The sequence below is a fragment of the Promicromonospora sp. NPDC050262 genome, from assembly GCF_040655935.1.
GTDB lineage: Bacteria > Actinomycetota > Actinomycetes > Actinomycetales > Cellulomonadaceae > Promicromonospora.
Genome location: NZ_JBFAKX010000010.1, coordinates 23868 through 44303 on the forward strand (window position 1 = coordinate 23868; position 20436 = coordinate 44303).

Below are 20436 nucleotides of genomic sequence, written 5' to 3' on the forward strand. Positions count from 1 at the left end.
CTACGCTTCAATTCTGGCACTCGACACCCGAGAGTGCCAACCCCCGTCCGGGCGATCCGTCAGGCCGCCGCTCGGCCCGTCAGGCCCACGCGGTCCAGGAGGTCGAGGGCGGGGCGGTGCTTGTTGAACGTGTACACGTGCAGGCCGGGCGTGCCGGCGTCGAGCACCTCGCGCGCGAGCGCCGCGGAGTACTCGATGCCGTGCGCATGCTGGGCCTCGGGGTCGACGGCGCCGTCGGGCGCGGTGAGCCGGTCGAGGTCGCGCAGGAGCTCCGCAGGCGCCGCCACCCCGGTGAGCTCCTGGACCCGGCGCAGGCGGCGGGCCTCGGTGGTGGGCAGGATCCCGGCGAGGATCGGGATGGTGACGCCCTCCGCCCGGGCCGCCTCGACGAACCCGGTGTACGAGTCCGCGCGGTAGAAGAACTGGGTGATCGCGAAGCTCGCGCCCGCCTCCTGCTTCTCCAGCAGCCGCCGCACCTCCTGCTCGCGCGTGGTGCCGGCCCCAGGGTTGCCGTCGGGGAACGTGGCGACGGCGATGGCCAGCGGCCGGGCGGCCGAGCGCAGCGCCGTGCTGACGTCGGCGGCGCACCGCCGCTCGTCCACCTGCCGCAGGAGCCGCACCAGGTCCACGCTGGAGCGCACGCCGTCGGCCGGCGGGCGCCAGTCCGGCTCGTCGCGCGGCGGGTCGCCGCGCAGGGCGAGGAAGGACCGCACCCCGGCCTCGAGGAACTCCTCGATCACCGCGGACACGTCCTCCTGGGACGCGCCCACGCAGGTCAGGTGGGCCACCGGGAGCACGGGCGTGCCGCGCAGCAGCGTGGCGAGCACCTCGCGCGCGGTGGCGCGGTCGCCGCCGGCCGCCCCGTAGGTCACGGAGACGAAGTCCGGGCGAGCCGCCACGAGCCGCTGCGCCGTCTCCCAGAAGTTGGGTGCGGCGTTCGGCCGACGCGGGGGCATCAGCTCGAACGACACCGTGGGGCGGTGGGGGTGCGGCTCGGCGACCATGGCTGCTCCATCGAACCTGGCGTGAGCACCTTGCGTCCCTCGCACCGCGGCGACGCGGCAGGAGATCGGCAGGTTGCTGCGGTGTCAGGGAGCCAGGACTCTCGACCGCTCTGGATGGGGTTCGCCACCATGCTAAGCGACCGTCCAGCACTGGGACAGAATTCGTCCGTAAGTCGAGACGGCCCGGTCCACGGTGTGTGGACCGGGCCCGCCCGCTACTTCACCGACCCGGCCACCAGGCCGCCCACCAGGCGCTTCTCGATGATCATGAACAGGATCACCACGGGCACGATCGCCACGACGGACACCCCGAACACGTAGTGCCACGACGTCTCGTACTGGCCCACGAACTTGGTGAGCGCCACGGACAGCGGCTGGTTGCCCGCCGTGGTGAGCAGCACCAGCGAGGCCGCGAACTCGTTCCAGGAGGCGACGAACGTGAACACGACCGCCGTCACGATGCCCGGCCAGACGAGCGGCAGGTTGATCTTGGTCAGGACGGCGAACGTGCCGGCGCCGTCGAGCTGCGCCGCCTCGTCGACCTCCTTGGGGATGCCCGCGAAGAAGCTGTGCATGATCCAGACCGCGAAGGACAGGTTGAACGCGGCGTTGACCAGGATCATCGCGACCCACGTGTCGAGGATCCCGATGGCGATGAACTGCCGGAACAGACCCGACGTCAGCACGGCGGGCTGCACCATCTGGGTCACGATCACGAGGAACAGGAAGAAGAGCCGGCCCTGGAACCGGAACCGCGCCGTGTAGTAGGCGGCGGGCAGCGCCACGGCCAGCACGAGCAGCGTGGCGCACAGCGAGATCACCAGGGTGGAGATCAGGTTCTGCGCCAGCGGCGTCTCGGGCGTGGACCACATCGTGACGTAGTTGTCCCAGTGCCACTCCGTGGGGAAGTAGGTGGGGTCGACCGACCTGATCTCCGCCTTGGTCTTCACGGAGCCGAAGAACATGATCAGGTACGGCAGCAGGAAGACCACCAGCACCACGAGCCCGGCCAGCAGCCGGAGCAGCAGCGACCCGAGCGGCACCTGGTCGGTCGTGTACTTCCGCACCCTCCTCCGGTTGTCGGACGGCGGCCGGGTCGCGCTGCGCGAGGTGGTCCCCGGGTCGGTGATCGCGGTCATCAGACCTCCTCCAGGGGGCGGACGACCCGCACGTAGACGGCGACGATGGCGATGACCACCAGGAACGCGATGACGGACAGCGCGCTGGCCAGGTCGATCTGCCGCTGGTTCTGCATGTACTTGAAGATCATCGTCATGACGGTGTCGGCGTCGTACCCGGGGATGGACCCCGTCATGACGCGCAGGATCGGCAGCGAGTTGAACACGTTGATGATGTTGATCAGCACCGCCACCGAGATGGCACCCCGCAGCTGCGGCAGCACCACGCTGAAGTAGGTGCGCACCCCGCTGGCCCCGTCGATGCGCGCGGCCTCCACGGTCTCGCCGGGCACCGTCTGGAGCCCGGCGAGCACCGTGTAGGTGGTGAACGGCAGCGACACGAACACGGCGACCGCCATGGCCCACGCGAACGCGGTGCCGGGGTGCCGCGTCCAGCCGTAGCCCTCCGGCGTGCTGATCAGGCCGACGTCCACCAGGAACGAGTTGATGATGCCGAAGTACGGCTCCAGGCCGTAGTGGACCACCAGCGTCGTCATGACGACGCTGGAGGCCCACGGCACGATGACGGCCATCCGGACCAGGCGGCGGCCGGGGAATGCCTTGTTCAGCAGCGCCGCGAGCGCCAGCGACCCGATCAGGGTGCAGCCGACGACGACGACCACCCACACGACCGTGCGCCCGAGGATCGGCCAGAAGTACTGGAAGCCGATGACCGTCGCGAAGTTCGCGAGGCCCACTCCCCCGTCGTCCACGCCGCTCTGGCTGATGTCGCGTGTCGAGTTCCAGAACATCAGGCCGACCGGGAACAGGACCACGGCCGCAATGAGTGCGACCGCGGGCCCGATCCACGGCAGGGCCTTCAACAGGTCCTTCACCAAGTTCCCCGTGCTTTCGGTTCAGCGTTGCGTGTGGTCAGCCGTGCCGGGCACGGCGGTCGGTGCGGGGCGTCAGCCCGCGTCGACCTGTTCCTGGATCTCGGTCAGGACGTCCTGCGCCGACTTCTTCCCGTCGAGCTGACCGAAGAGCGCCTTGAACGCGGAGTCGGCCGCGGCCCAGTCCGGGTTGGTGCTCGGGTAGAACTGCGCGTCGGGCAGCACCTCGAGGAACGGCGCGAGCGCCTCCTCGCCGGCGAGCTGCTCCGAGCCCGAGAGGGTCGTAGGCAGGAAGCCCTCGGCCTGGACCCACGGCACGTAGACGTCGGCGGAGTAGAAGTAGTCGAAGAAGGCGGTGATGGCCTCCTGCTTGTCGCCGTCGTTCTGGAACGCCATGAGGTGGTCGGCCACCCCCAGCGTGAACGGCGAGCCGTCCTCGGTGGGGATCGGGTGGATCGAGTACTCCAGGTCGGGGTTGTCCGACTCGATCTGCCCGACGCTCGGCGGCAGGCCGACCTGCATGCCGACCTTGCCCTGGACGAAGATGTCGAACAGCGGGCTGCGGTCCGTCGCGCCGGCGTCGGCCTGCGTGGCGCCCTCGTCGATCATCTTCTTGACGAACTCGGCACCCGGGAGGTTCTCGGGGGTGTCGATCGTGATGGCCTCGGCGTCGCCGAAGGTGCCGCCGCCGCCCCACAGCCACACCGCTGCCTCGGCCTGCGCCTCCTCCGAACCGAGCGGCATGCCGTAGCCGGCCACGCCGCCACCCAGCTCCGAGACCTTCTTGGCGGACTCGAGCAGCTCGTCCCAGGTGGTGGGCACCTCGGCGCCCGCCTCCTCCAGGAGCGCGTCGTTGACGAACAGCGCACGGGCCGACGCGATGAACGGCAGGCCGTAGGTGGTGCCGCCCACCTGGGCGTTCTCCAGGAACGTGGGCTGGAAGTCGGCGTAGGTCTCCTCGGAGGTGACCTCCTCGACCGGGTACAGCAGCTCGTCCTCGGCGAAGCCGGCGAAGGGGCCGCCGTTGTAGATGTCGGGTGCGTCGCCGCCCTGGATCTTGGTGGCGATGACGGACTCGAGGTTGTCCCAGGACTCGACCTGGAGGTTGACGTCGATGTCGGGGTTCTCCTCCTCGAACCCGGCGATCACGTCGTCCCAGTTTCCCTGGGTGGCGTCGGAGTAGCTGGGGACGAGCAGGTCGAGAGTGGTCCCGTCGCCGGTCGCCTCCCCGCTGGACCCGCCGAACCCGCAGGCCGTCAGTCCGGTTGTCGCGGCAAGCGTGATCGCCATGATCCCGCCGAGCCTCTTGTACTGCGCCATTGCCGTCCCTCTCCTTCGTGGTGGTGCAGGTCACGTTTTCACTCGGGTCGGAATCTGTCAATGGTTCTAACAAACCTGTGACACACGGGTGACACAGCGTTTCCAGACCTGCCCCTGGGGCAACCAAGAGGCAGCGAGAAGGGCCGCAGCCGGCGGCTGCGGCCCTTCTCCTGGCGGGTTTCCGGGCCGACGGCGAGGTGCGCCGACCCCTGTGGTCAGCAACCGCAGAGCTCGGGGATCCAGCCGGTGCCCGAGGCGAAGCGGGAGGTCCCCGGGTAGGTGACCTTCCAGTACCCGTCGCGAGCGTTGACGACCGTCGAGATCCGGCCGTCGGACCCGATCTTCAGGTCCCGCACGAAGACGGCTCTCTTCTCGCCCCACGGGCCGTCGGGGTCGTACGAGAGGATCGCGGCGCCCGAGCGGAGCCGCAGCCACGAGACGGAGCCGTCGTCGGCGACCCGCAGCACCTTCGCGGTCGCGTTGATCCGCACGGGACGACCGTCGGTCGCATCCGACGAGATGCCCGCGTGGACCGTGGTGGCGCGGCGGAACTGCACCCGCTGCGCCTCGTTCACGTCGATCTGGTGCCGCACCCGGGTCCCGTCCGCCTTGCGGATCACGGTGAACACCTCGACGCCCACCCGGTAGGTCCCGGGGTCGATGGTCCCGGTAAAGTTGATGGCGCCCCGCTTGACCATGGCGGTGCTGCTGGTGCGCTTCAGGACGATCGTGCGCTTGCGCACCGGCTCACGGTCGATCTTCTGGAGCGTGACCTCGACCTCCGCGCCGAGCATGGTGCCACCGGAGGCCTTCAGGGCGACGGTGTACCCGAACCTGGCGGGGCGGAGCTCCTGCTCGTCCACGTCGGCCCAGATCGTGGAGCCCGAGGCGTACATCGACGTGGTGACCGTGGTGCCCTGGCGCGTGTGGACATCGACGACCGGCAGCGCCGCCGCCTGTGCCGCCGGGGCGACGACGAGGCCCCCGGCGAGCAGGGCCGTGGCGGAGGCCAGTGCCACCAGGCCACGGCGGAAGAGAGAGGTACGAGACGTGCTGTGCAGAGACATCGTGGTGTTCCCGTCCTTCGGAGGATGCCCGTCCCGAGCACGTCGCTCGCCGTCGGGCTTGTACACACCAGTACGGACGGGTGCCGGGAATCGTTGTGGGTGAAGACGGCGAAGGGCCGCGGCCCGCGGCCGCGACCCTCGCCCTGCCCTGCGGCCGACGACGGGACCCACCGCCTGCCTCGTACGGTCAGCAGCCGCAGCCCACGTCGCCCTGCCCGATCCACGCCACGGAGGCGGCGCGGCTCGAGGTCCCCTGGTAGGTGACCTTCCACCAGCCCTTGCGGGACTCGACGACCGTCGAGATCCGGCCGTCGGTCCCGATCTTCAGGTCCCGCACGAAGACGGGCTTCCTCGGCTCGTTCGGGCCGTCCGCGTCGAAGGAGAGGACCGCGGTACCCCAACGGTTCGGGCCCCACGAGAGAGTCCCGCGGTCGATGACCAGGATCTTCGTGGTGGCGTTGATCCGCGCGGGACGGCCGTCCGTCGCCTGCGTGCTGATGCTCCCGTCGGTCCGCGTGTCACGGCGGAGCTGCACCGTCTTGCCGTTGCTCACGTCGACGAGGTGCCGGACCCGGGTGCCGTCGGGCTTGCGCACCACCGTGAACACCTCGACGCCCACGCGGTACGTCCCGGGCTGGATGACCGCTCCGTTGAAGTCGAGGGTCCCCCTGCTCAGGAAGCCGGTGGTGCTGCGCTTCATCTCGATGGTGCGCTTGCGCACCTGCCGGCTGTTGATCTTCTGGACCGTGACCTCGACCTCCGCGCCCAGCATGGTCCCGCCGGACGCCGCGAGGGCGACCGTGTAGCCCACCTCGGCGGGGTAGAGCTTCTGCCGCTCCACGTCGCCGGTGATCGTCGAGCCCGAGGCGTACATCGACGTGGTGACCGTGGTGCCCTGGGACCGGTGGACGTCGACCACCGGCAGCGACGACGACTGCGCCGTCGGGGCCACGACGAGGCCCGAGGCGAGAAGAGCCGCGGAGGTGGCCAGCGCCACCAGCCCCCGGCGGAGCAGAGGGGTACGGGACGTGCTGAGCAGAGACATCGCGAGTTCCTGTCTGTCGACGGTGCCTGTCCCGCCGCGCACACCGCTCGGCGCCAGGCTCCACCACCGTCCACGGACGGGAGCACCAGAACGTTGTGGGTGAAGAGAGCACGAGAGCGCCCGCCCGGTCGGGACCGGACGGGCGCTCTTCGGCTCGCGCTGCCTACCGCGCGGTGCTCATCGTTCCGTGGCGCCGATCATCGGCAGGCCGAACGACAGCCCGACGGCGAGGATGCCGCCCACGAACACGTACGGCGACGATGCCGCGTCGCCGATCGAGCCGACGGCCATCAGCGCGAACCCGCCCAGGAACAGGGCGAAGCACACGATGAAGCGAACCACCAGCGCCGCCGTGGGCTCCTGCTTCTGCCTGCGTGCCACCTCGAAGTTGCTCATGAGCCAAATCTACCGGCTCACGATGACCGGCAGCTCGTCCTGCACCCCGTTGACCGTGACGGTCACCGTGGCCCGGCCGGCGCGCAGGGCCGACAGCTCGTGCATCGCGGGGTCGAGCGCGAGCACCGCGTGGCGGGAGCAGTCCCGCAGGGCGGCGCGGCCCCGCTCGTCCGTCACGCACACGCCCGGGCCGCCCCAGCGCGACGAGACGGGCCAGGCCACCGGCACCTCCCGGGTCCCGTCCTGCACGACGACGGCGCTCACTACCGCGGTGCCGCCCACCTCGAGCGACTCCGGCCCGGAGACCGTCACCTGCTCGGCACGGGTGTTGACCTCCCAGGCCAGCCAGGGGTCGGCGGACCGGCCGCCGGCCGACGGTCCCGACACACGGCCCGACGCCGGGTGGACGCCCAGCATCGACCAGCCCGTGAAGCCGCCGTCGGCCGGGGTGCTCGCCGGGCCCTTCCCGGAGTTGCCGTTGACCAGGTACGGCACGCCGTCCTGCGTGCTCGCGTGGAAGACGCCCACGTGGGAGCCCACCGAGGCGATCGACTTGCCGGACGACTCCTCGAACTCCTCGAACCACCCGCGCAGCGTGTCGGCCTCCAGCCGGTCGGTGAGCTGGCTGGCCTTGGTCGGGAGCGGGTCGTCGAGGGGGTGGTGGGCGAACACCAGCACACCGGTGACGGCGCGGTCGGTCGCGGCGTCGTCGAGCGCCTCACGGAGCATCCGGACCTGCGCGAAGTCCGTGCCCAGGCGGCCCGAGGACGAGTCGAGCATGACGAGCCGCGTCGTCCCACCCGCCCGACCCGGGGTCGGGACGTCCAGCACGCGGGTCCGCTCGCCGAACTCCTCCTCGAAGTTGGCGATCGAACCGCCCATCACCTCGTGGTTGCCGGGCACGTAGTACCAGGGGAAGTCCGCGCCGGAGAGCTCCTCGGTGAGGACGCGGCGGGCGAGGTCGAAGTCCTCGGGGGCGGCCTCGTCCACCAGGTCGCCGTTGATGACCAGCAGGTCCGGGTCGTCGGCGACGATCTCGCGGAGCGCGTCGCGGGCACCGGCCACGGCGCCCGACTCGGGGTCGCGCGCCACGAACTGGGCGTCGGACAGGACGGCCACCCGCAGGGGCGCGCCGTCAGTGGCGCCGTCGGCCGCCACGACCGGGTCCTCGACGCGGGGCGTCTCGGGGGCGTCCACCGCGGGCGGCACCTGCGCGGCGATCGCCGACAGGGTCAGCGCGCCCGTGTACTGCTCGCCCGCCGTCGTCTCCAGCGCGCGCACGCGCTGCAGCCTGAGCGGGAACGCGACGCCGTCGGGCACCGGGAAGGTGACCTGCCGCCAGCCGGTCCAGGTGACCTCGGGGCCGTCGAGCTGCGTGACCACGCCGTCGCCCTGCCGCACCTGGAGCCGCAGCCAGGCGCCGTGGCCGTCGCCGTCCACCCACATCGTCACCGCGCGAGGCGCGCCGGGCAGCTCGCGCCCGCCCGCCGCGGCCTCCGGCAGCACCGCGTACTGGCCGCGCGTGGCCGTGGACCGTGTGAAGTCGTACGTCATGCGCAGGCCCGCCGCGCCGTCGTGTCCCGCTGCCGGAGCGAGCGAACCGCCCGGCGCCCGGTCGTTCGCCGAGGTCCAGGAGGCGGCGTCCGCGAAGTCGGCGACGACGTCCTCCTCCAGGCTGACCGTCACGGCCACCTCGGTGGTCAGGTCCGTCCCGGCCGGGCCGGGCACGGTCAGCTCGAAGGTCGTGCCGCCCACCGCCGCGAGCGCGCGGACCTCGAAGGACCCGTCGGCCTGGGGGACGAGCTCGGCGACCGGCTCACGGGTCGCACGCACCCCCGCGATCCGGGGCTCGCCCGGCTCGACCGCCGTCACCGTGACGTCCCGTGCCTCGATCGGTGCCGAGAACCCCCGCGCGTCGTAGCCGGTCAGCACGAGCGGCGCGGTCGCGTCGGCGTCCTCCAGCCCGACGACCGGCGTGTCCACACCGGTCCGGACCAGGCTGCCCAGCACCTCCACCTCGGTTGTCCCGGAGGCAAGACCCCAGCGGCTCAGGGACGCCGCGGTGACGACGGTGCTGCCGGTCCGGCGGCCGGTCACCACGCCGTCGCGCACGGAGGCGACCCGCCCGTCGCGGGCGCGCCACGAGGAGGGCTCGGTCGCGACAGGACCCATGGCGTCGTCGTACCCCTTGCCGGTCAGGGTGCGGTGCAGACCGGGGAAGACGCGGTCGGCGTCGTCCGCCGGGACCGTGGTGCGCACGTCGTAGGCCGCGACGCGGCCCGACCCCGCGGGGACGTAGAGGCCGAGGCCGTTCGCGTCGGACCGCTCGTAACCGTCGGAGGGGCTGTTCAGGATCGTGTTGGCGCTGTCGCCGGGCAGCCGGGCGACCATCTCGGAGGAGCCACCGCCGTCGAGGTTGATCGCGTCGTCGGCACCGAGCTGGGCCATGAGCTCGCCCAGCTCGTAGAGGTTCATCCCGATGCTGTGGGTCTGGCGGCCGTCGACCACCACGAAGTACGCGCGGGTGCCGGACGCGTCGAAGCCGACCGCGGTCCGCGGGTGCCGCAGCTCCACGTGGTCGCCGGTCGCGGAGGTGACCTCGCCGTCCTCCAGCAGCGGGTCCTCCGGGCCGCCGCCGATCGCGACGGCGACGTCGCCCGCGTCGGCGCGGACGCCGTACGCCAGGTCGACGTGGTCGCCTGGCCGCAGGGCGGCCAGCGCGTCGGCCGCGGCTCCGGGCCGGGCCACGACGGCGCGCGTCCCGTCCGGGAGCTGCCCGTCCCCGGGCTGCCCGACGGCGGTCACGGTGCCGTCCGCGGAGACCGTCACCTCGACACCCTGCTCGCCGGCCGCCAGGGGACGGGTGCGCGTGAAGGCGCCCCACCCGGCGTCGAACACGGCCACCCCGGCCTGGGGCAGGGCCGTGACGTTCAGGCCGCTGACCGGGACCTCGGTACGGGCCCCGGCGTCGGCGCCCGACGCCGAGGCCCAGCTCACCGAACCCTCGAGAAAGATCTGCGCCAGCCGCCCCACGCCGTCCGACCCGAACGCGACCGAGCGCTCCCGGCCCGGCGACGCGGACTTGACCAGCGTGCCGTCGTCGACGCTCGCGCCGAGGGCGGCACCCGAGTTGTTGATGTCGAAGTAGTCGCCGTTGATCGCCGCGATCGCGCCGCGGGAGGAGGCCATCTCGGAGACCGGCGCGGTGTCGGCGACGTGCTCCGGTCCCACGTAGCCGACGCGCACCGTGCCCCGGGGCACCTGCCCGTCGGCGCCCGCCGCGCCGAGGTCCGCGACGAGCACCTCGCCGCTCAGCCAGCCGTCCTCGCCCAGCCGCGCGAACCGCGTGAGCTCCAGGCCAGGCGCGATCCGCCGCTCCTCGCGGCGGGTGACGATGGCGTCGCCGCCGTCGTCGAGCCGGAGCGGGGTGACTTCTCCGGAGGTCCCCGCGGATCTTCCGGACGGCAGCAGAGTGCTCGCGAACGGGGTCGGAGCGGTCAGCGCCGTCGCGGCGCGCGGTACGTCCTCCGGTGCGGGGAGCGGCGCCGCGAAGGCGCCGTTCGCGGGAGCCACGAGAAATGCGGCGGCAACTGTGCAGGTCAGCGCTTTGGTGAGTATTCCTCGCGGCTTTTCCGGCCGTGCGCCGGACAGGACTCGTCGCATGCTCGTTCCTTCTGGGGAGTCGGGGGGAGCGTTCTGCGGCAGGGTTGCGCGGCGAGGTTATGGCCCGACGACCAAAGTGTGAATATCACCCGAATCGCAACGTTGTTCACTGAACGCGAAACATGGGCGAGTTCGGGTGACACTACGATGCGTTCGTGGCAAACACGTCCCCGGCCTTCGACCAACGTCCTGCCCGTGTGCGCACGGACTGGGGCATCTCCGGTGCGCTCGCCCTCACCGCCACCGATGCGCGCTCGTCGCTCGTGGTCGTGGTGGACGTGCTCTCCTTCTCGACCACGGTCACCGTCGCCTGCGAGCAGGGCGCCGGCGTGTACCCGTTCCCGTACCACGATCCCGCCGGGGCGGCCCGACTCGCGCGCACCATGCGCGCGGCCCTCGCCGGCCCGCGGTGGGAGGACGGCATCAGCATCTCGCCCGCGTCACTGCAGGACCTCGACGCCGAGCGCCTCGTGATCCCGTCGCCCAGCGCCGCGCAGATCTGCCACACCATCGCGAACCGCGGCGCCCTGATCGTCGCCGGCAGCCTGCGCAACGCGAAGGCCGTGGCCGGCCTCGCCGCCGCGCACCTGGACGCGTCCGAGCGGCACGACGTCGTGCTGGTCCCCGTGGGCGAACGCTGGCCCGACGACACGCTGCGCCCCGCCCTCGAGGACTACCTGGCCGTCGGCTCCATCGCCGCGCGCCTCACCGCGATGCTGCCTGACGTGAGCATCTCCCCCGAGACCGAGGCCACGGTCACGCTGTGGAAGGGCACCCGGGACATCGTCGACTCCGTGGGCGGCACGGCGAGCGGCCGCGAGCTCCTCGACTCCGGGTTCGCCGACGACGTCACGATCGCCACCGAGGTCGACGCCACCGACGTGGTGCCGGTGCTGATGGACGGCGCGTTCGTACCGCTGGGGCACCGCGTCGCCGCGGCCCGGGGGCGCCGGAACGTCGGCGCGAGCGTCCGCTAGCCCCTCGTGAGCCGGCCCGCGAGGGCCGTCACGATCTGGATGTCGCCGTCGAGCCAGGGCACGTCGTCCAGCTCGGCCGCGGTGAGCCAGCGCAGCTCGTCGTGGTCTTCCAGAGGCTCGGGCGTGCCGTGCGCCAGCAGCGCGAGCCACACCCGCATCCGGTGCCGTTCGGTGATGGGCCACGCGCCGTCGTCGGGGCCGGGTACCTCGGCGCCCACGTCGACCCGCACCCCGAGCTCCTCGGCGAGCTCACGGCGCAGCGCGTCGACGTGCGCCTCACCGGGTTCGACCTTGCCGCCGGGGAGCTCCCAGCGGCCGGCGAGCGCCGCCGGCGCCGAGCGACGCGCGGCGAGCAGCCGGGTGGGCCGGTCCAGGTCGTCCACGATCGCGGCGGCGACCACGTCGATAAGGGTCTGCTGCATGCCGAGCAGTCTTCCACCCGGACCGTCCGGCCGGACCGGCGAGCCACCACGTCCGGACACAGCACGACGACGGCGCCTCTGGGGAATGGCGCCGTCGTCGGGGAACTGCTGCGTGTCAGGCGACGATGTCGAACTCGTTCGCCTTGGCGATCGCCTCCGCGCGTGAGGACACGCCGAGCTTGCGGTACACACTGCGTACCTGCGTCTTCACCGTGTTGCGGGTGACGTAGAGCCGTCGAGCGATCTGCTCGAGTGTGGCGTCCTCGGTGAGGTTCGCCAGGATCACCCGCTCACGACGAGTGAGGCTGGGGAGACGGTGGTCAAGGGTCATCGCGGTCATGGTCGTTTTCCTCCACACAGCGGCCGGTTCTGGGGTTCCGGCCTACGGTTGCTGCTATGAGAAGGACTTGGCCGCCGTAACTTCATGACGCGGTTCTGAAAGAACTTCTTGACTGTTACCTTTCCGAGATCAAAATCGCCCCCCGAGGGCACGAAAGTGCACCTAAGGGGGCGATTTCGCCCGCTCGGTCCTGCTGACCCCGGGACCGGGTCAGCTCCCGGTGTGCTCCGCGTACTGGGCGGCGGTGAGAAGCTCACCCGTACCGGACACCTCGACCTTGAAGAGCCAGCCCTTACCGTACGGGTCCTGGTTGACGATCTCCGGGTTGTCCACGGCCTCGGCGTTCACCTCGGTGACGGTGCCGCTCACCGGGGAGTAGAGCTCGGACACCGACTTGGTGGACTCGATCTCGCCCACCACGGAGCCCGCCTCGATGGTGGCACCCACCTCGGGCAGCTCGAGGTAGACCACGTCGCCGAGCGCCTCGGCGGCGACGTCGGTCACGCCGATGACGGCGGGGGTGGACCCGTCCAGCCACTCGTGCTCGGTGGTGTACTTCAGGTTCTCGGGGAAGTCAGCCATGACAGCTCCTTGCGTGTAGGTCAGTTCTGAGGACGACGGTAGAACGGCATGGGCACCACCACGAACGGTTCGGCCCGCCCGCGCACGTCGACGGCGAGCTCGGTGCCCTCGGCCGACACCTCGGGCGTCACGTAGGCCATCGCGATCGGGTAGCCGAGCGTGGGCGACGGCGCGCCGGACGTCACGCGCCCGACGACGGCCCCCACCTCGGTGCCGACGCCGCGCTGCACCACGTCGTAGTCCGCCCGCGCGGGGCGACGGCCCTCGCCCCGCAGCCCGACGAGCACCCGCACGGGCGCCGACTCCTTGCGCGCGGCCAGGGCGTCCCGGCCGACGAACGGGACCGGCGTGCCGTCGTCCGACACCTTGTCGAGGCGCACCACGCGGCCCATCCCTGCCTCGAAGGGCGTGGTCGTGGTGTCGAGCTCGTGGCCGTAGAGCGGCATGCCCGCCTCGAGCCGCAGCGAGTCGCGGGCCGAGAGGCCGGCCGGGACCAGCCCGAGGGGCTCGCCCGCCGCGAGCAGGGCGCGCCAGAGCGCCACGGCCCGGTCGGCGGGGACCCAGAGCTCGAACCCGTCCTCGCCGGTGTAGCCGGTGCGACCCACGAGCAGCGGCTCGCCCTGGAACCGCATGCCCATGCAGGCGTAGTACTTGAGGTCGGCGAACGCGGTGCCGCCCGAGATCTCGGCGTCCTCCACGAGGCCCTCGGTGGCGAGCATGATCTCGACGGCCCGCGGACCCTGCACCGCGATCAGCGCCTGACCCGGCTGGACGTCCTTGAGCACCACGTCGAACCCGGCGGTGCGCTCCTGCAGCTTGCCCAGCACGAGCTCGGCGTTGGCCGCGTTCGCGATGACGGAGTACTCGCCGGGGGCGTGGTGGTAGACGATCAGGTCGTCCAGCACGCTGCCGTCCTCGGCGCAGATCATCGAGTAGCGCGCGCCCATCTCGCGGACCTTCGAGATGTAGCCGACGAGGGCGTGGTCGAGGAACGCCGCGGCGTCGGGCCCCGTCACGTTGATGTTGCCCATGTGCGACAGGTCGAACAGGCCGGCGGCCTCGCGCACGGCCCGGTGCTCGGCCAGGTCGGACGTGTAGCGCAGCGGCATCAGCCAGCCGCCGAACGGCGTCATCGAGGCGCCGAGCGCCACGTGCTCGTCGTACAGCGGGGTCTTGCGGTCCTCACCCATGGATCAATCCTCTCGTCGGCCCGTTGTCAGACGTACAGGTCACCCGGGTGACCTGTACGTCTGACACGTGCGGCTCCGTCTGACAGCTCACTCGGCGAAGGCCTCGACCGGCGGGCACGCGCACACCAGGTTGCGGTCGCCCTTGGCGCCGTCGATGCGGCGCACCGGCGGCCAGTACTTCGCGGCCCGCAGGCTCGCCACGGGGAACGCGGCCAGCTCGCGCGAGTACGGCTTGGTCCACTCGTCCGTCATGACCGACGCCGCGGTGTGCGGCGCACCGCGCAGCGGCGAGTCCTCGGCGGTCCAACGGCCGGCCGCGACGGCGTCGATCTCGCCGCGGATGGCGATCATCGCGTCGACGAACCGGTCGAGCTCGGCGAGGTCCTCCGACTCCGTGGGCTCCACCATGAGCGTGCCCGGCACCGGGAACGCGAGGGTGGGGGCGTGGAAGCCGTAGTCCATGAGGCGCTTGGAGACGTCCTCCGCGGTCACGCCGGTCTCGGCGGTGATCTTGCGCAGGTCGAGGATGCACTCGTGCGCCACGAGGCCGTTCGGGCCCGTGTAGAGCACCGGGAAGTGCGGGTCGAGCCGGCTCGCCACATAGTTGGCGGTGAGGACGGCGGCCTTGGTCGCCTCGGTCAGCCCGTCCGGCCCCATGAGCGCCACGTAGGCGTACGAGATCGGCAGGATGCCGGCGGAGCCGTAGCGCGTCGAGGCCACGGGGATGCCCGCCGCCCCGGCCTCGCCGGCCCCGACGCCCGGCGTCGGGTCACCCGGGAGGAAGGGCACGAGGTGCTCGGCCACGGCGACCGGGCCCACGCCGGGGCCACCGCCGCCGTGCGGGATGCAGAACGTCTTGTGCAGGTTCAGGTGCGAGACGTCGCCGCCGAACTCGCCCGGCCGGGCCAGGCCGACCAGCGCGTTGAGGTTGGCGCCGTCGATGTACACCTGGCCGCCGGCCTCGTGCACCAGGTCGCAGACCTCGCGCACGTGCTCCTCGTACACGCCGTGCGTGGACGGGTAGGTGATCATGATGCCCGCCACCTGCGGGCCGTGCTGGTCGAGCTTGGCGCGCAGGTCGTCGAGCAGGATCTCGCCGTCGTCCGCCGTGGACACCACCACGACGCGCAGGCCCGCGAGCGCCGCCGAGGCCGCGTTGGTGCCGTGCGCGGACGCCGGGATGAGCACGATGTCGCGGTGCTCCTCGCCGCGCGACGCGTGGTAGCCCTTGATCGCGAGCAGGCCGGCGAACTCGCCCTGGCTGCCGGCGTTGGGCTGCACGGAGACGGCGGCGTAGCCGGTGATCTCGGCGAGCTGGCTCTCCAGCGCGGTGACGAGCTCGGTGTAGCCCTGGGTCTGGTCGACCGGGGCGTACGGGTGGATGTCCGCGAAGCCGGGCCAGGAGATGGCCTCCATCTCGGCGGTGGCGTTGAGCTTCATGGTGCAGGAGCCCAGCGGGATCATGGTGCGGTCCAGGGCCAGGTCCTTGTCCGAGAGCTTGCGCAGGTAGCGGAGCATGCTGGTCTCGGAGCGGTGCTGGTGGAAGATCGGGTGCTGGAGGTAGTCGGTCGTCCGGACCATCTCCGCCGGCAGGGCCGAGTCGAGGACCGGGCCGGACACGGCGAAGGGCTCGTCCGAGAACACTGCGAGCACGTTCGCAACATCCTGTGCCGTGGTGGTCTCGTCCGTGCTGATCTGGACGTGGTCCGCGTCCGGCACGAACAGGTTGTACCCGGCGTCGGCCGCAGCACGGGCGACCTCCCGGGCCCTGCCCGGGACCACGGCGCGGACCGTGTCGAAGAAGACGTCGTGCTCGACCTTGACGCCTGAGGCGTGAAGGCCCTCGGCGAGAGACAGCGCGTACCCGTGCACGCGAGTCGCGATCGCCTTGAGGCCCTCCGGGCCGTGGTAGACCGCGTACATGCTGGCCACGATGGCCAGCAGGGCCTGTGCGGTGCAGATGTTGCTCGTGGCCTTCTCGCGGCGGATGTGCTGCTCGCGGGTGGCGAGCGCGAGGCGGTAGCCGGCGGCGCCGTCGACGTCGATGGAGACGCCGACCAGGCGGCCGGGGAGCTGGCGCTCGAGGCCCTTCTTGACCGCCATGTAGGCGGCGTGCGGGCCGCCGTAGAACAGCGGGACGCCGAAGCGCTGCGCGGAGCCCACCGAGATGTCGGCGCCGAGCTCGCCGGGGCTGGCCAGGAGCGTCAGGGCGAGCAGGTCCGTGGCGACGGTGACGAGCGCGCCGGCGGCCTTGGCCTCGGCGATCACGCCGCGGGCGTCGAGCACGCGGCCGGAGGCCCCGGCCTGCTGCACCACGAGGCCGACCAGCTGGCCGGCCGGCAGCTCGGCGGGGAGGCCCGCCTGCAGGCCGTTCGAGAGGTCCGCGACCACGACCGGGAGGCCGATCGCCTCGGCGCGGCCGCGGGCCACGGCGAGCGACTGCCCGAACAGGTCGGCGTCCAGGACGACGTAGCCCTCCTTGGCCCGCGAGGCGCGCCACATCAGGGCGACGGCCTCGGCCACGGCGCTGGCCTCGTCGAGCAGGGAGGCGTTCGCGATCTCGAGGCCCGTGAGGTCCTCGACCGCGGTCTGGAAGTTGAGGAGCGCCTCGAGCCGGCCCTGGCTGATCTCCGGCTGGTACGGCGTGTAGGCCGTGTACCAGGCGGGCGACTCGAGCACGTTGCGCCGGATGACGGCGGGCGTGTGCGTGCCGTAGAAGCCCTGCCCGATCATCTGGGTCTTGACCTGGTTCTTGCCCGCGAGCTCGCGGAGGTGGGCGAGCACCTCGGCCTCGGTGCGGGCGGCCGGCAGGTTCAGCGGCGCCTGGCTGCGGATCGCCTTGGGGACGGCCCGGTCGACGAGGGTGTCCATCGTGTCGATGCCGAGCTGGTCCAGCATGGTGCGGACCTCGCGGCCGCGCGGGCCGAGATGCCGGTCGGCAAAGACGTCGGGGTTGTGGGGCGTGCTCACGGCGGGCTCCTGGCTGTCCGAGGGCGTGGGGACGACTGCGGTCCCTCCCCGCTCTGTCATCGGACCCTGCCCGCTGGCGGGCATACGTCGACCTGAGAGTTTTGCCGGTCCGTCATCCCTCCCGGACAGCGGGGAGGAGGGCGGGACGCGCCGGCTTGCACCGTCGGTGGAGCCGCCGCACCGGTTGCCCGGCGGCGGCTCGCTTTCCAGAGTTGCCTCGCCGCGGCGGTACGGGGGCCTGAGAGATTCCCGGGGAGGAAATTGCTCCTTCGGCGCCGGGTCGCGCGGCGTCTGGACGACGACGGCGCGGGGCCGGACTCTCCCGCCGCGGTTCTGGCGGCACGGTCCTGGTTCGAGCCGATCGAGGTCGAGCTGGTCGGGCCAGGGCCGTTGAAGATGTTCAGTTATGCGGACATCGTAGCGGCGCGGGCACAGTCCCGGGGAATGCCGTCGGACGGCCCGGAGTCGCCCGACCCAGGGATCACCGCGTGCTGTGCACCACGACCCGCCTCACCATCGACAACCGCTCCAGCGTGCGGACCAGCGACAGCGCCAGGCGCGCGCCCGCGCGGAACCGGAGCTGCACGTGGTTCGCGCTGCCCGGGCCGGTCGACACGGCGTCGACCGTGACACCGCGGGTGGAGAACACGCTGGTCAGCGTGGCGACGACGCCGACCTCGTCGGCGCCCCGCACCTCGGCGTCGACCTCCCACGTCCGGATGTCGGCACCGGACTCGGACGGCATCGCGGCAGCCATGCCCACCACCGGGTCGGCACCGGCGGGGGCGATGCCGAGGCCGTCGAGCATGGCGTCGATCATGCGTCCGGAGGCGGCCAGCGCCGCGGCCTCGTCGTCGGCCAGCGGGTCGAGGACCACGCGGCTCCAGCCCTCCGGACCCAGGATCACCGGGACGCCGAGCACACGGCCGGGGCTGGTCGACCCGTCGATCCGCACCTCGTCCTCGAGGGCGACCTGACCGGCGACCACGATCTCGCGGCCGTCCAGCAGTGTGGCGATCATGTCGACCGTCGCGGCGGCCGTGCCGGCCGGGGTCTTGGCGCCGCTCTGGTGGGTCATCACGGGCCGGGCGACGACGCGCACGTCCGGGGGCCAGGTGTCGACCAGCGCGAACGCCTCGGCGACGTCCCGAGCGGCCACCGCGTCGAGCTGCACCCTGGCCTCGGCCAGCTCGTCCGCGTACGTGTCGAGCGTGCGGCCGCGGCGCAGGTCCGCGACGGCAGCCTGTCGCTCGGCGACGTCGAGCCCGGCGATCCGCACGGTCGACCACAGCGGGACCGCCCGCTCCCCGTGCTGACCCGCGACGAACCCGGACACGCGCGCCCGGCGCACACCGAGCGACAGCGCGATCTCCCGCTGGAACCGCAGGGTGTCGAGCCAGGCGCCCATGCCGATCACCCGGTGCCTGCCGAGCGCGTCGGCGAACACCGCCACGCCGACCTCGACCGGGTTCGAGACGACGATCACGACCTCGCGGCCCGAACCGTGCTTGCGCAGCGCCGCCGCGTGCTGCTCGAAGACCTGCTTGTTCGCGGCGGCCAGCTTTCTGCGGTCGGTGTCGGAGCCGACCTCGGCGGCGGCGGTGAGGCCTGCCGCGACCACGACGATGTCCGCCACCACGTCGGTCGGCGCGAGCGCGACGTCGATCAGGGGCGCACGCTCGTCGAACGCGTCCATCAGGTCCGTCCGCAGCCCGTGGACCGCGCTGGCGCTGCGCCCGTCGGGCCGGCCCACGAGCTGGAGGCGTGAGGTCGGGGAGAGCACTCCGTGCGCGATGAGCTGGGTGCAGACCTGACGGCCCACGTCCCCCGTGGCCCCGAGTACGGCGACGTCCATGCGCAGGAGCCTACGTCGGCGGGAGCGCACGGAATCGCCGGGTGGGCGGGCACTACCCCAGGTCGATCTCCCGGGCCGCCACGACCATCTCGTCCACCACGGCCCGGACGATCGGGCCCGGCTCGTGCCGGTTCTGCCGGTGCCGTACCACGAGCCGCCGCGAGCCGAGCCCGGCGAGCGCCACCACCGCGACGCCGTCGGGCACCTCCTGCTGGAGGGCCAGGGCAGGCAGCATCGCGACGCCCTGACCGGCGGCGACGAGGGAGATCGCGGTGTCGAAGTCGTTGTAGGCGTGGCGGGTCTCGAACGTGGTGCCGAGCTGCGCGGCGAGCCGGCTCGCGGCGCGCTCGGCCGCCGAGCCGGCCTGCGGGCCCACCCACGTGAGCGTCGCGAGGTCGTCCAGCCGCTCGGGCTCGGGCAGGCTGGTCGGCACCACGATGCGCCACGGCTCGTCGAGCAGCGGCACGTCGTGCGCACCGCGCGGGGCGGGCGCGTCGACGGCCACGTCGCGCTCCAGCACCACCGCGTCCAGGTCGCCCGCCCGCAGCCGGCGCACGGAGTCGGTCGGGTCGTGCTCCTGCACGTCGACCTCGATGTGCGGGTGGCGCTCGGCGAGCGAGACGAGCATCGGCGCGACGACGGTACGGATCGCCGTCTGGATGGACCCGACCGAGATCCGTCCCGTGAGCTCACCCTCCAGGGCGGCCACGGCCTGCCGCGCCTGGACGAGCTCCGCCTCGATGCGTTCGGCCGCGTCGGCGAGCACCCGGCCGGCGGGCGTGAGCGTCACGCCGCGCGGCCCGCGGTCCAGCACGTCGATACCCTCCTCCGCCTCCAGCCGGGCGATCTGCTGGGACACGGCGGACGGCGTCACGTGCAGCAGGTCGGCCGCCGCGAGCACCCCGCCGGCACGGTGCACGGCAAGGAGGAAAGCGAGTCTTCGCGGGTCAGTGGCCATGTAGCGATGCTACATCCCGGAGTCACAAACATTCGATTGTGCTGAAGGCAGATGTGGCTCATGATTGAGCCTGGCAGCGGCTGGGCCCAGCTCTTCCCGGACCGCCGGCCACCCTTCCCCCTTGGACACCGGTTCTCGGTCTCCGCCACATCCTCGAATCGTTTCGAGCAGTTCCCCAGGAGTTCTCTCATGTCCCTCATGCTGGTCGTCACCGTCCTCGGCTGGGTTGGCGCCATCGCCGGCCTCGTGGCCTATGCCATGGTCAGCCGCGGGCGCTGGAGCGCCGATTCCCTCGCGTTCCAGGGCACCAACATGCTGGCAGCCGGGACCCTGCTCACCGTGGCCGCCGCGAACGGCATCTGGCCGTCCGCCGCGTCGAACATGGCCGCCATCCTGATCGGCGTGAACGCCGTGTACACCGTGGTGCGCGCCAAGAAGCGTGCCGCGAAGGAGGCGGCCGCGCTGCGGGTCGTCGAGGACACCGTCGACACCGTGCCGGACCACGTCCCGGACCACCTCGCCGACCACGCACCCGCACCGCGGCCCGCGGTCAGCTACCGCGCGTTCGCCGAGGCCGCCTGACCCAGCGGCACCCTGCCTCGTGGGATCCGGCGTCTCCCCCCGGATCCCGCGCGG

Annotated in this window: 17 protein-coding genes and 2 riboswitches; of the genes, 2 read left to right on the forward strand and 15 right to left on the reverse strand. The window is 72.1% G+C overall.

Translation table 11 applies throughout. The features are described 5' to 3' along the window. Positions 1-59: 59 nt before the first annotated feature. From AB0I29_RS16110 to AB0I29_RS16145, 8 genes are all read right to left on the reverse strand, one after another. Entirely contained in the window at positions 60-1004 is a 945-nt protein-coding gene (locus AB0I29_RS16110; protein ID WP_285100624.1) for a methylenetetrahydrofolate reductase, read from the reverse strand. Between the two features lie 4 nt (positions 1005-1008). Next, positions 1009-1125: riboswitch (SAM riboswitch) on the reverse strand. Positions 1126-1219: 94 nt separating this feature from the next. Next, positions 1220-2143, reverse strand: a complete 924-nt coding sequence (locus AB0I29_RS16115) for a carbohydrate ABC transporter permease (RefSeq protein ID WP_285100623.1) — start codon at positions 2141-2143, stop codon at positions 1220-1222. Beyond that, positions 2143-3018, reverse strand: coding sequence for a sugar ABC transporter permease (locus AB0I29_RS16120; RefSeq protein ID WP_285100622.1), 876 nt, complete (start codon positions 3016-3018; stop codon positions 2143-2145). Before AB0I29_RS16120 ends, AB0I29_RS16115 begins: the two co-directional genes overlap by 1 nt. A 72-nt stretch (positions 3019-3090) precedes the next feature. Further along, positions 3091-4335 (reverse strand): extracellular solute-binding protein, encoded by a 1245-nt coding sequence (locus tag AB0I29_RS16125; protein WP_285100621.1) that lies wholly within the window; start codon positions 4333-4335, stop codon positions 3091-3093. Between the two features lie 215 nt (positions 4336-4550). Next, a complete protein-coding gene (locus AB0I29_RS16130; protein WP_285100620.1) occupies positions 4551-5354 on the reverse strand; it encodes a hypothetical protein in 804 nt (267 codons plus the stop codon). A 235-nt stretch (positions 5355-5589) separates the two neighbouring features. Then, the gene (locus AB0I29_RS16135; RefSeq protein WP_285100619.1) at positions 5590-6447 is read right to left on the reverse strand and encodes a hypothetical protein; all 858 of its coding nucleotides are present in this window, start codon (positions 6445-6447) and stop codon (positions 5590-5592) included. Between the two features lie 177 nt (positions 6448-6624). Continuing rightward, entirely contained in the window at positions 6625-6843 is a 219-nt protein-coding gene (locus tag AB0I29_RS16140; RefSeq protein WP_285100618.1) for a hypothetical protein, read from the reverse strand. A 9-nt stretch (positions 6844-6852) separates the two neighbouring features. Next, positions 6853-10416 carry a phosphodiester glycosidase family protein gene (locus AB0I29_RS16145; RefSeq protein ID WP_357483092.1) on the reverse strand — a complete coding sequence of 1188 codons (3564 nt, stop codon included), beginning with the start codon at positions 10414-10416 and terminating at the stop codon, positions 6853-6855. Between the two features lie 245 nt (positions 10417-10661). Here AB0I29_RS16145 and AB0I29_RS16150 point away from each other — a divergent pair, with 245 nt between their 5' ends. Further along, on the forward strand, positions 10662-11483 hold the full coding sequence (locus AB0I29_RS16150; RefSeq protein WP_285100616.1) for a 2-phosphosulfolactate phosphatase: 822 nt from the start codon (positions 10662-10664) through the stop codon (positions 11481-11483). Here the strand turns inward: AB0I29_RS16150 and AB0I29_RS16155 are convergent. From AB0I29_RS16155 to AB0I29_RS16185, 7 genes are all read right to left on the reverse strand, one after another. Beyond that, positions 11480-11905 (reverse strand): (deoxy)nucleoside triphosphate pyrophosphohydrolase, encoded by a 426-nt coding sequence (locus tag AB0I29_RS16155; protein WP_285100615.1) that lies wholly within the window; start codon positions 11903-11905, stop codon positions 11480-11482. The genes AB0I29_RS16150 and AB0I29_RS16155 overlap by 4 nt on opposite strands. A 115-nt stretch (positions 11906-12020) precedes the next feature. Continuing rightward, on the reverse strand, positions 12021-12245 hold the full coding sequence (locus AB0I29_RS16160) for a helix-turn-helix transcriptional regulator (RefSeq protein WP_285100614.1): 225 nt from the start codon (positions 12243-12245) through the stop codon (positions 12021-12023). Between the two features lie 210 nt (positions 12246-12455). Then, positions 12456-12827: a glycine cleavage system protein GcvH gene (gene gcvH, locus AB0I29_RS16165; RefSeq protein ID WP_285100613.1), complete on the reverse strand. Its 372-nt coding sequence runs from the start codon at positions 12825-12827 to the stop codon at positions 12456-12458. A gap of 20 nt (positions 12828-12847) precedes the next feature. Further along, positions 12848-14017, reverse strand: a complete 1170-nt coding sequence (gene gcvT, locus AB0I29_RS16170) for a glycine cleavage system aminomethyltransferase GcvT (RefSeq protein ID WP_357483098.1) — start codon at positions 14015-14017, stop codon at positions 12848-12850. An 87-nt stretch (positions 14018-14104) separates the two neighbouring features. Further along, positions 14105-16987, reverse strand: a complete 2883-nt coding sequence (gene gcvP / locus AB0I29_RS16175; RefSeq protein WP_357483101.1) for an aminomethyl-transferring glycine dehydrogenase — start codon at positions 16985-16987, stop codon at positions 14105-14107. Between the two features lie 216 nt (positions 16988-17203). Next, positions 17204-17322: riboswitch (glycine riboswitch) on the reverse strand. Between the two features lie 146 nt (positions 17323-17468). Then, a complete protein-coding gene (locus AB0I29_RS16180) occupies positions 17469-18842 on the reverse strand; it encodes a lactate dehydrogenase (RefSeq protein ID WP_357483104.1) in 1374 nt (457 codons plus the stop codon). 52 nt (positions 18843-18894) lie between these two features. Beyond that, on the reverse strand, positions 18895-19800 hold the full coding sequence (locus AB0I29_RS16185) for a LysR family transcriptional regulator (RefSeq protein WP_285100610.1): 906 nt from the start codon (positions 19798-19800) through the stop codon (positions 18895-18897). A gap of 189 nt (positions 19801-19989) precedes the next feature. On the opposite strand from AB0I29_RS16185, the gene AB0I29_RS16190 reads away from it, so the two are divergent. Continuing rightward, positions 19990-20382, forward strand: coding sequence for a hypothetical protein (locus tag AB0I29_RS16190; protein WP_285100609.1), 393 nt, complete (start codon positions 19990-19992; stop codon positions 20380-20382). The last annotated feature ends 54 nt before the right edge of the window (positions 20383-20436 follow it).

What these genes read in the sequence shown, in the direction of transcription:
- AB0I29_RS16110 (WP_285100624.1), bottom strand. Translation starts at nt 1,004, where the DNA reads ATGGTCGCCGAGCCGCACCCCCACCGCCCCACGGTGTCGTTCGAGCTG.
- AB0I29_RS16115 (WP_285100623.1), bottom strand. Translation starts at nt 2,143, where the DNA reads ATGACCGCGATCACCGACCCGGGGACCACCTCGCGCAGCGCGACCCGG.
- AB0I29_RS16125 (WP_285100621.1), bottom strand. Translation starts at nt 4,335, where the DNA reads ATGGCGCAGTACAAGAGGCTCGGCGGGATCATGGCGATCACGCTTGCC.
- AB0I29_RS16135 (WP_285100619.1), bottom strand. Translation starts at nt 6,447, where the DNA reads ATGTCTCTGCTCAGCACGTCCCGTACCCCTCTGCTCCGCCGGGGGCTG.
- AB0I29_RS16140 (WP_285100618.1), bottom strand. Translation starts at nt 6,843, where the DNA reads ATGAGCAACTTCGAGGTGGCACGCAGGCAGAAGCAGGAGCCCACGGCG.
- AB0I29_RS16155 (WP_285100615.1), bottom strand. Translation starts at nt 11,905, where the DNA reads ATGCAGCAGACCCTTATCGACGTGGTCGCCGCCGCGATCGTGGACGAC.
- AB0I29_RS16160 (WP_285100614.1), bottom strand. Translation starts at nt 12,245, where the DNA reads ATGACCGCGATGACCCTTGACCACCGTCTCCCCAGCCTCACTCGTCGT.
- gcvH (WP_285100613.1), bottom strand. Translation starts at nt 12,827, where the DNA reads ATGGCTGACTTCCCCGAGAACCTGAAGTACACCACCGAGCACGAGTGG.
- gcvT (WP_357483098.1), bottom strand. Translation starts at nt 14,017, where the DNA reads ATGGGTGAGGACCGCAAGACCCCGCTGTACGACGAGCACGTGGCGCTC.
- AB0I29_RS16180 (WP_357483104.1), bottom strand. Translation starts at nt 18,842, where the DNA reads ATGGACGTCGCCGTACTCGGGGCCACGGGGGACGTGGGCCGTCAGGTC.
- AB0I29_RS16185 (WP_285100610.1), bottom strand. Translation starts at nt 19,800, where the DNA reads ATGGCCACTGACCCGCGAAGACTCGCTTTCCTCCTTGCCGTGCACCGT.
- AB0I29_RS16190 (WP_285100609.1), top strand. Translation starts at nt 19,990, where the DNA reads ATGTCCCTCATGCTGGTCGTCACCGTCCTCGGCTGGGTTGGCGCCATC.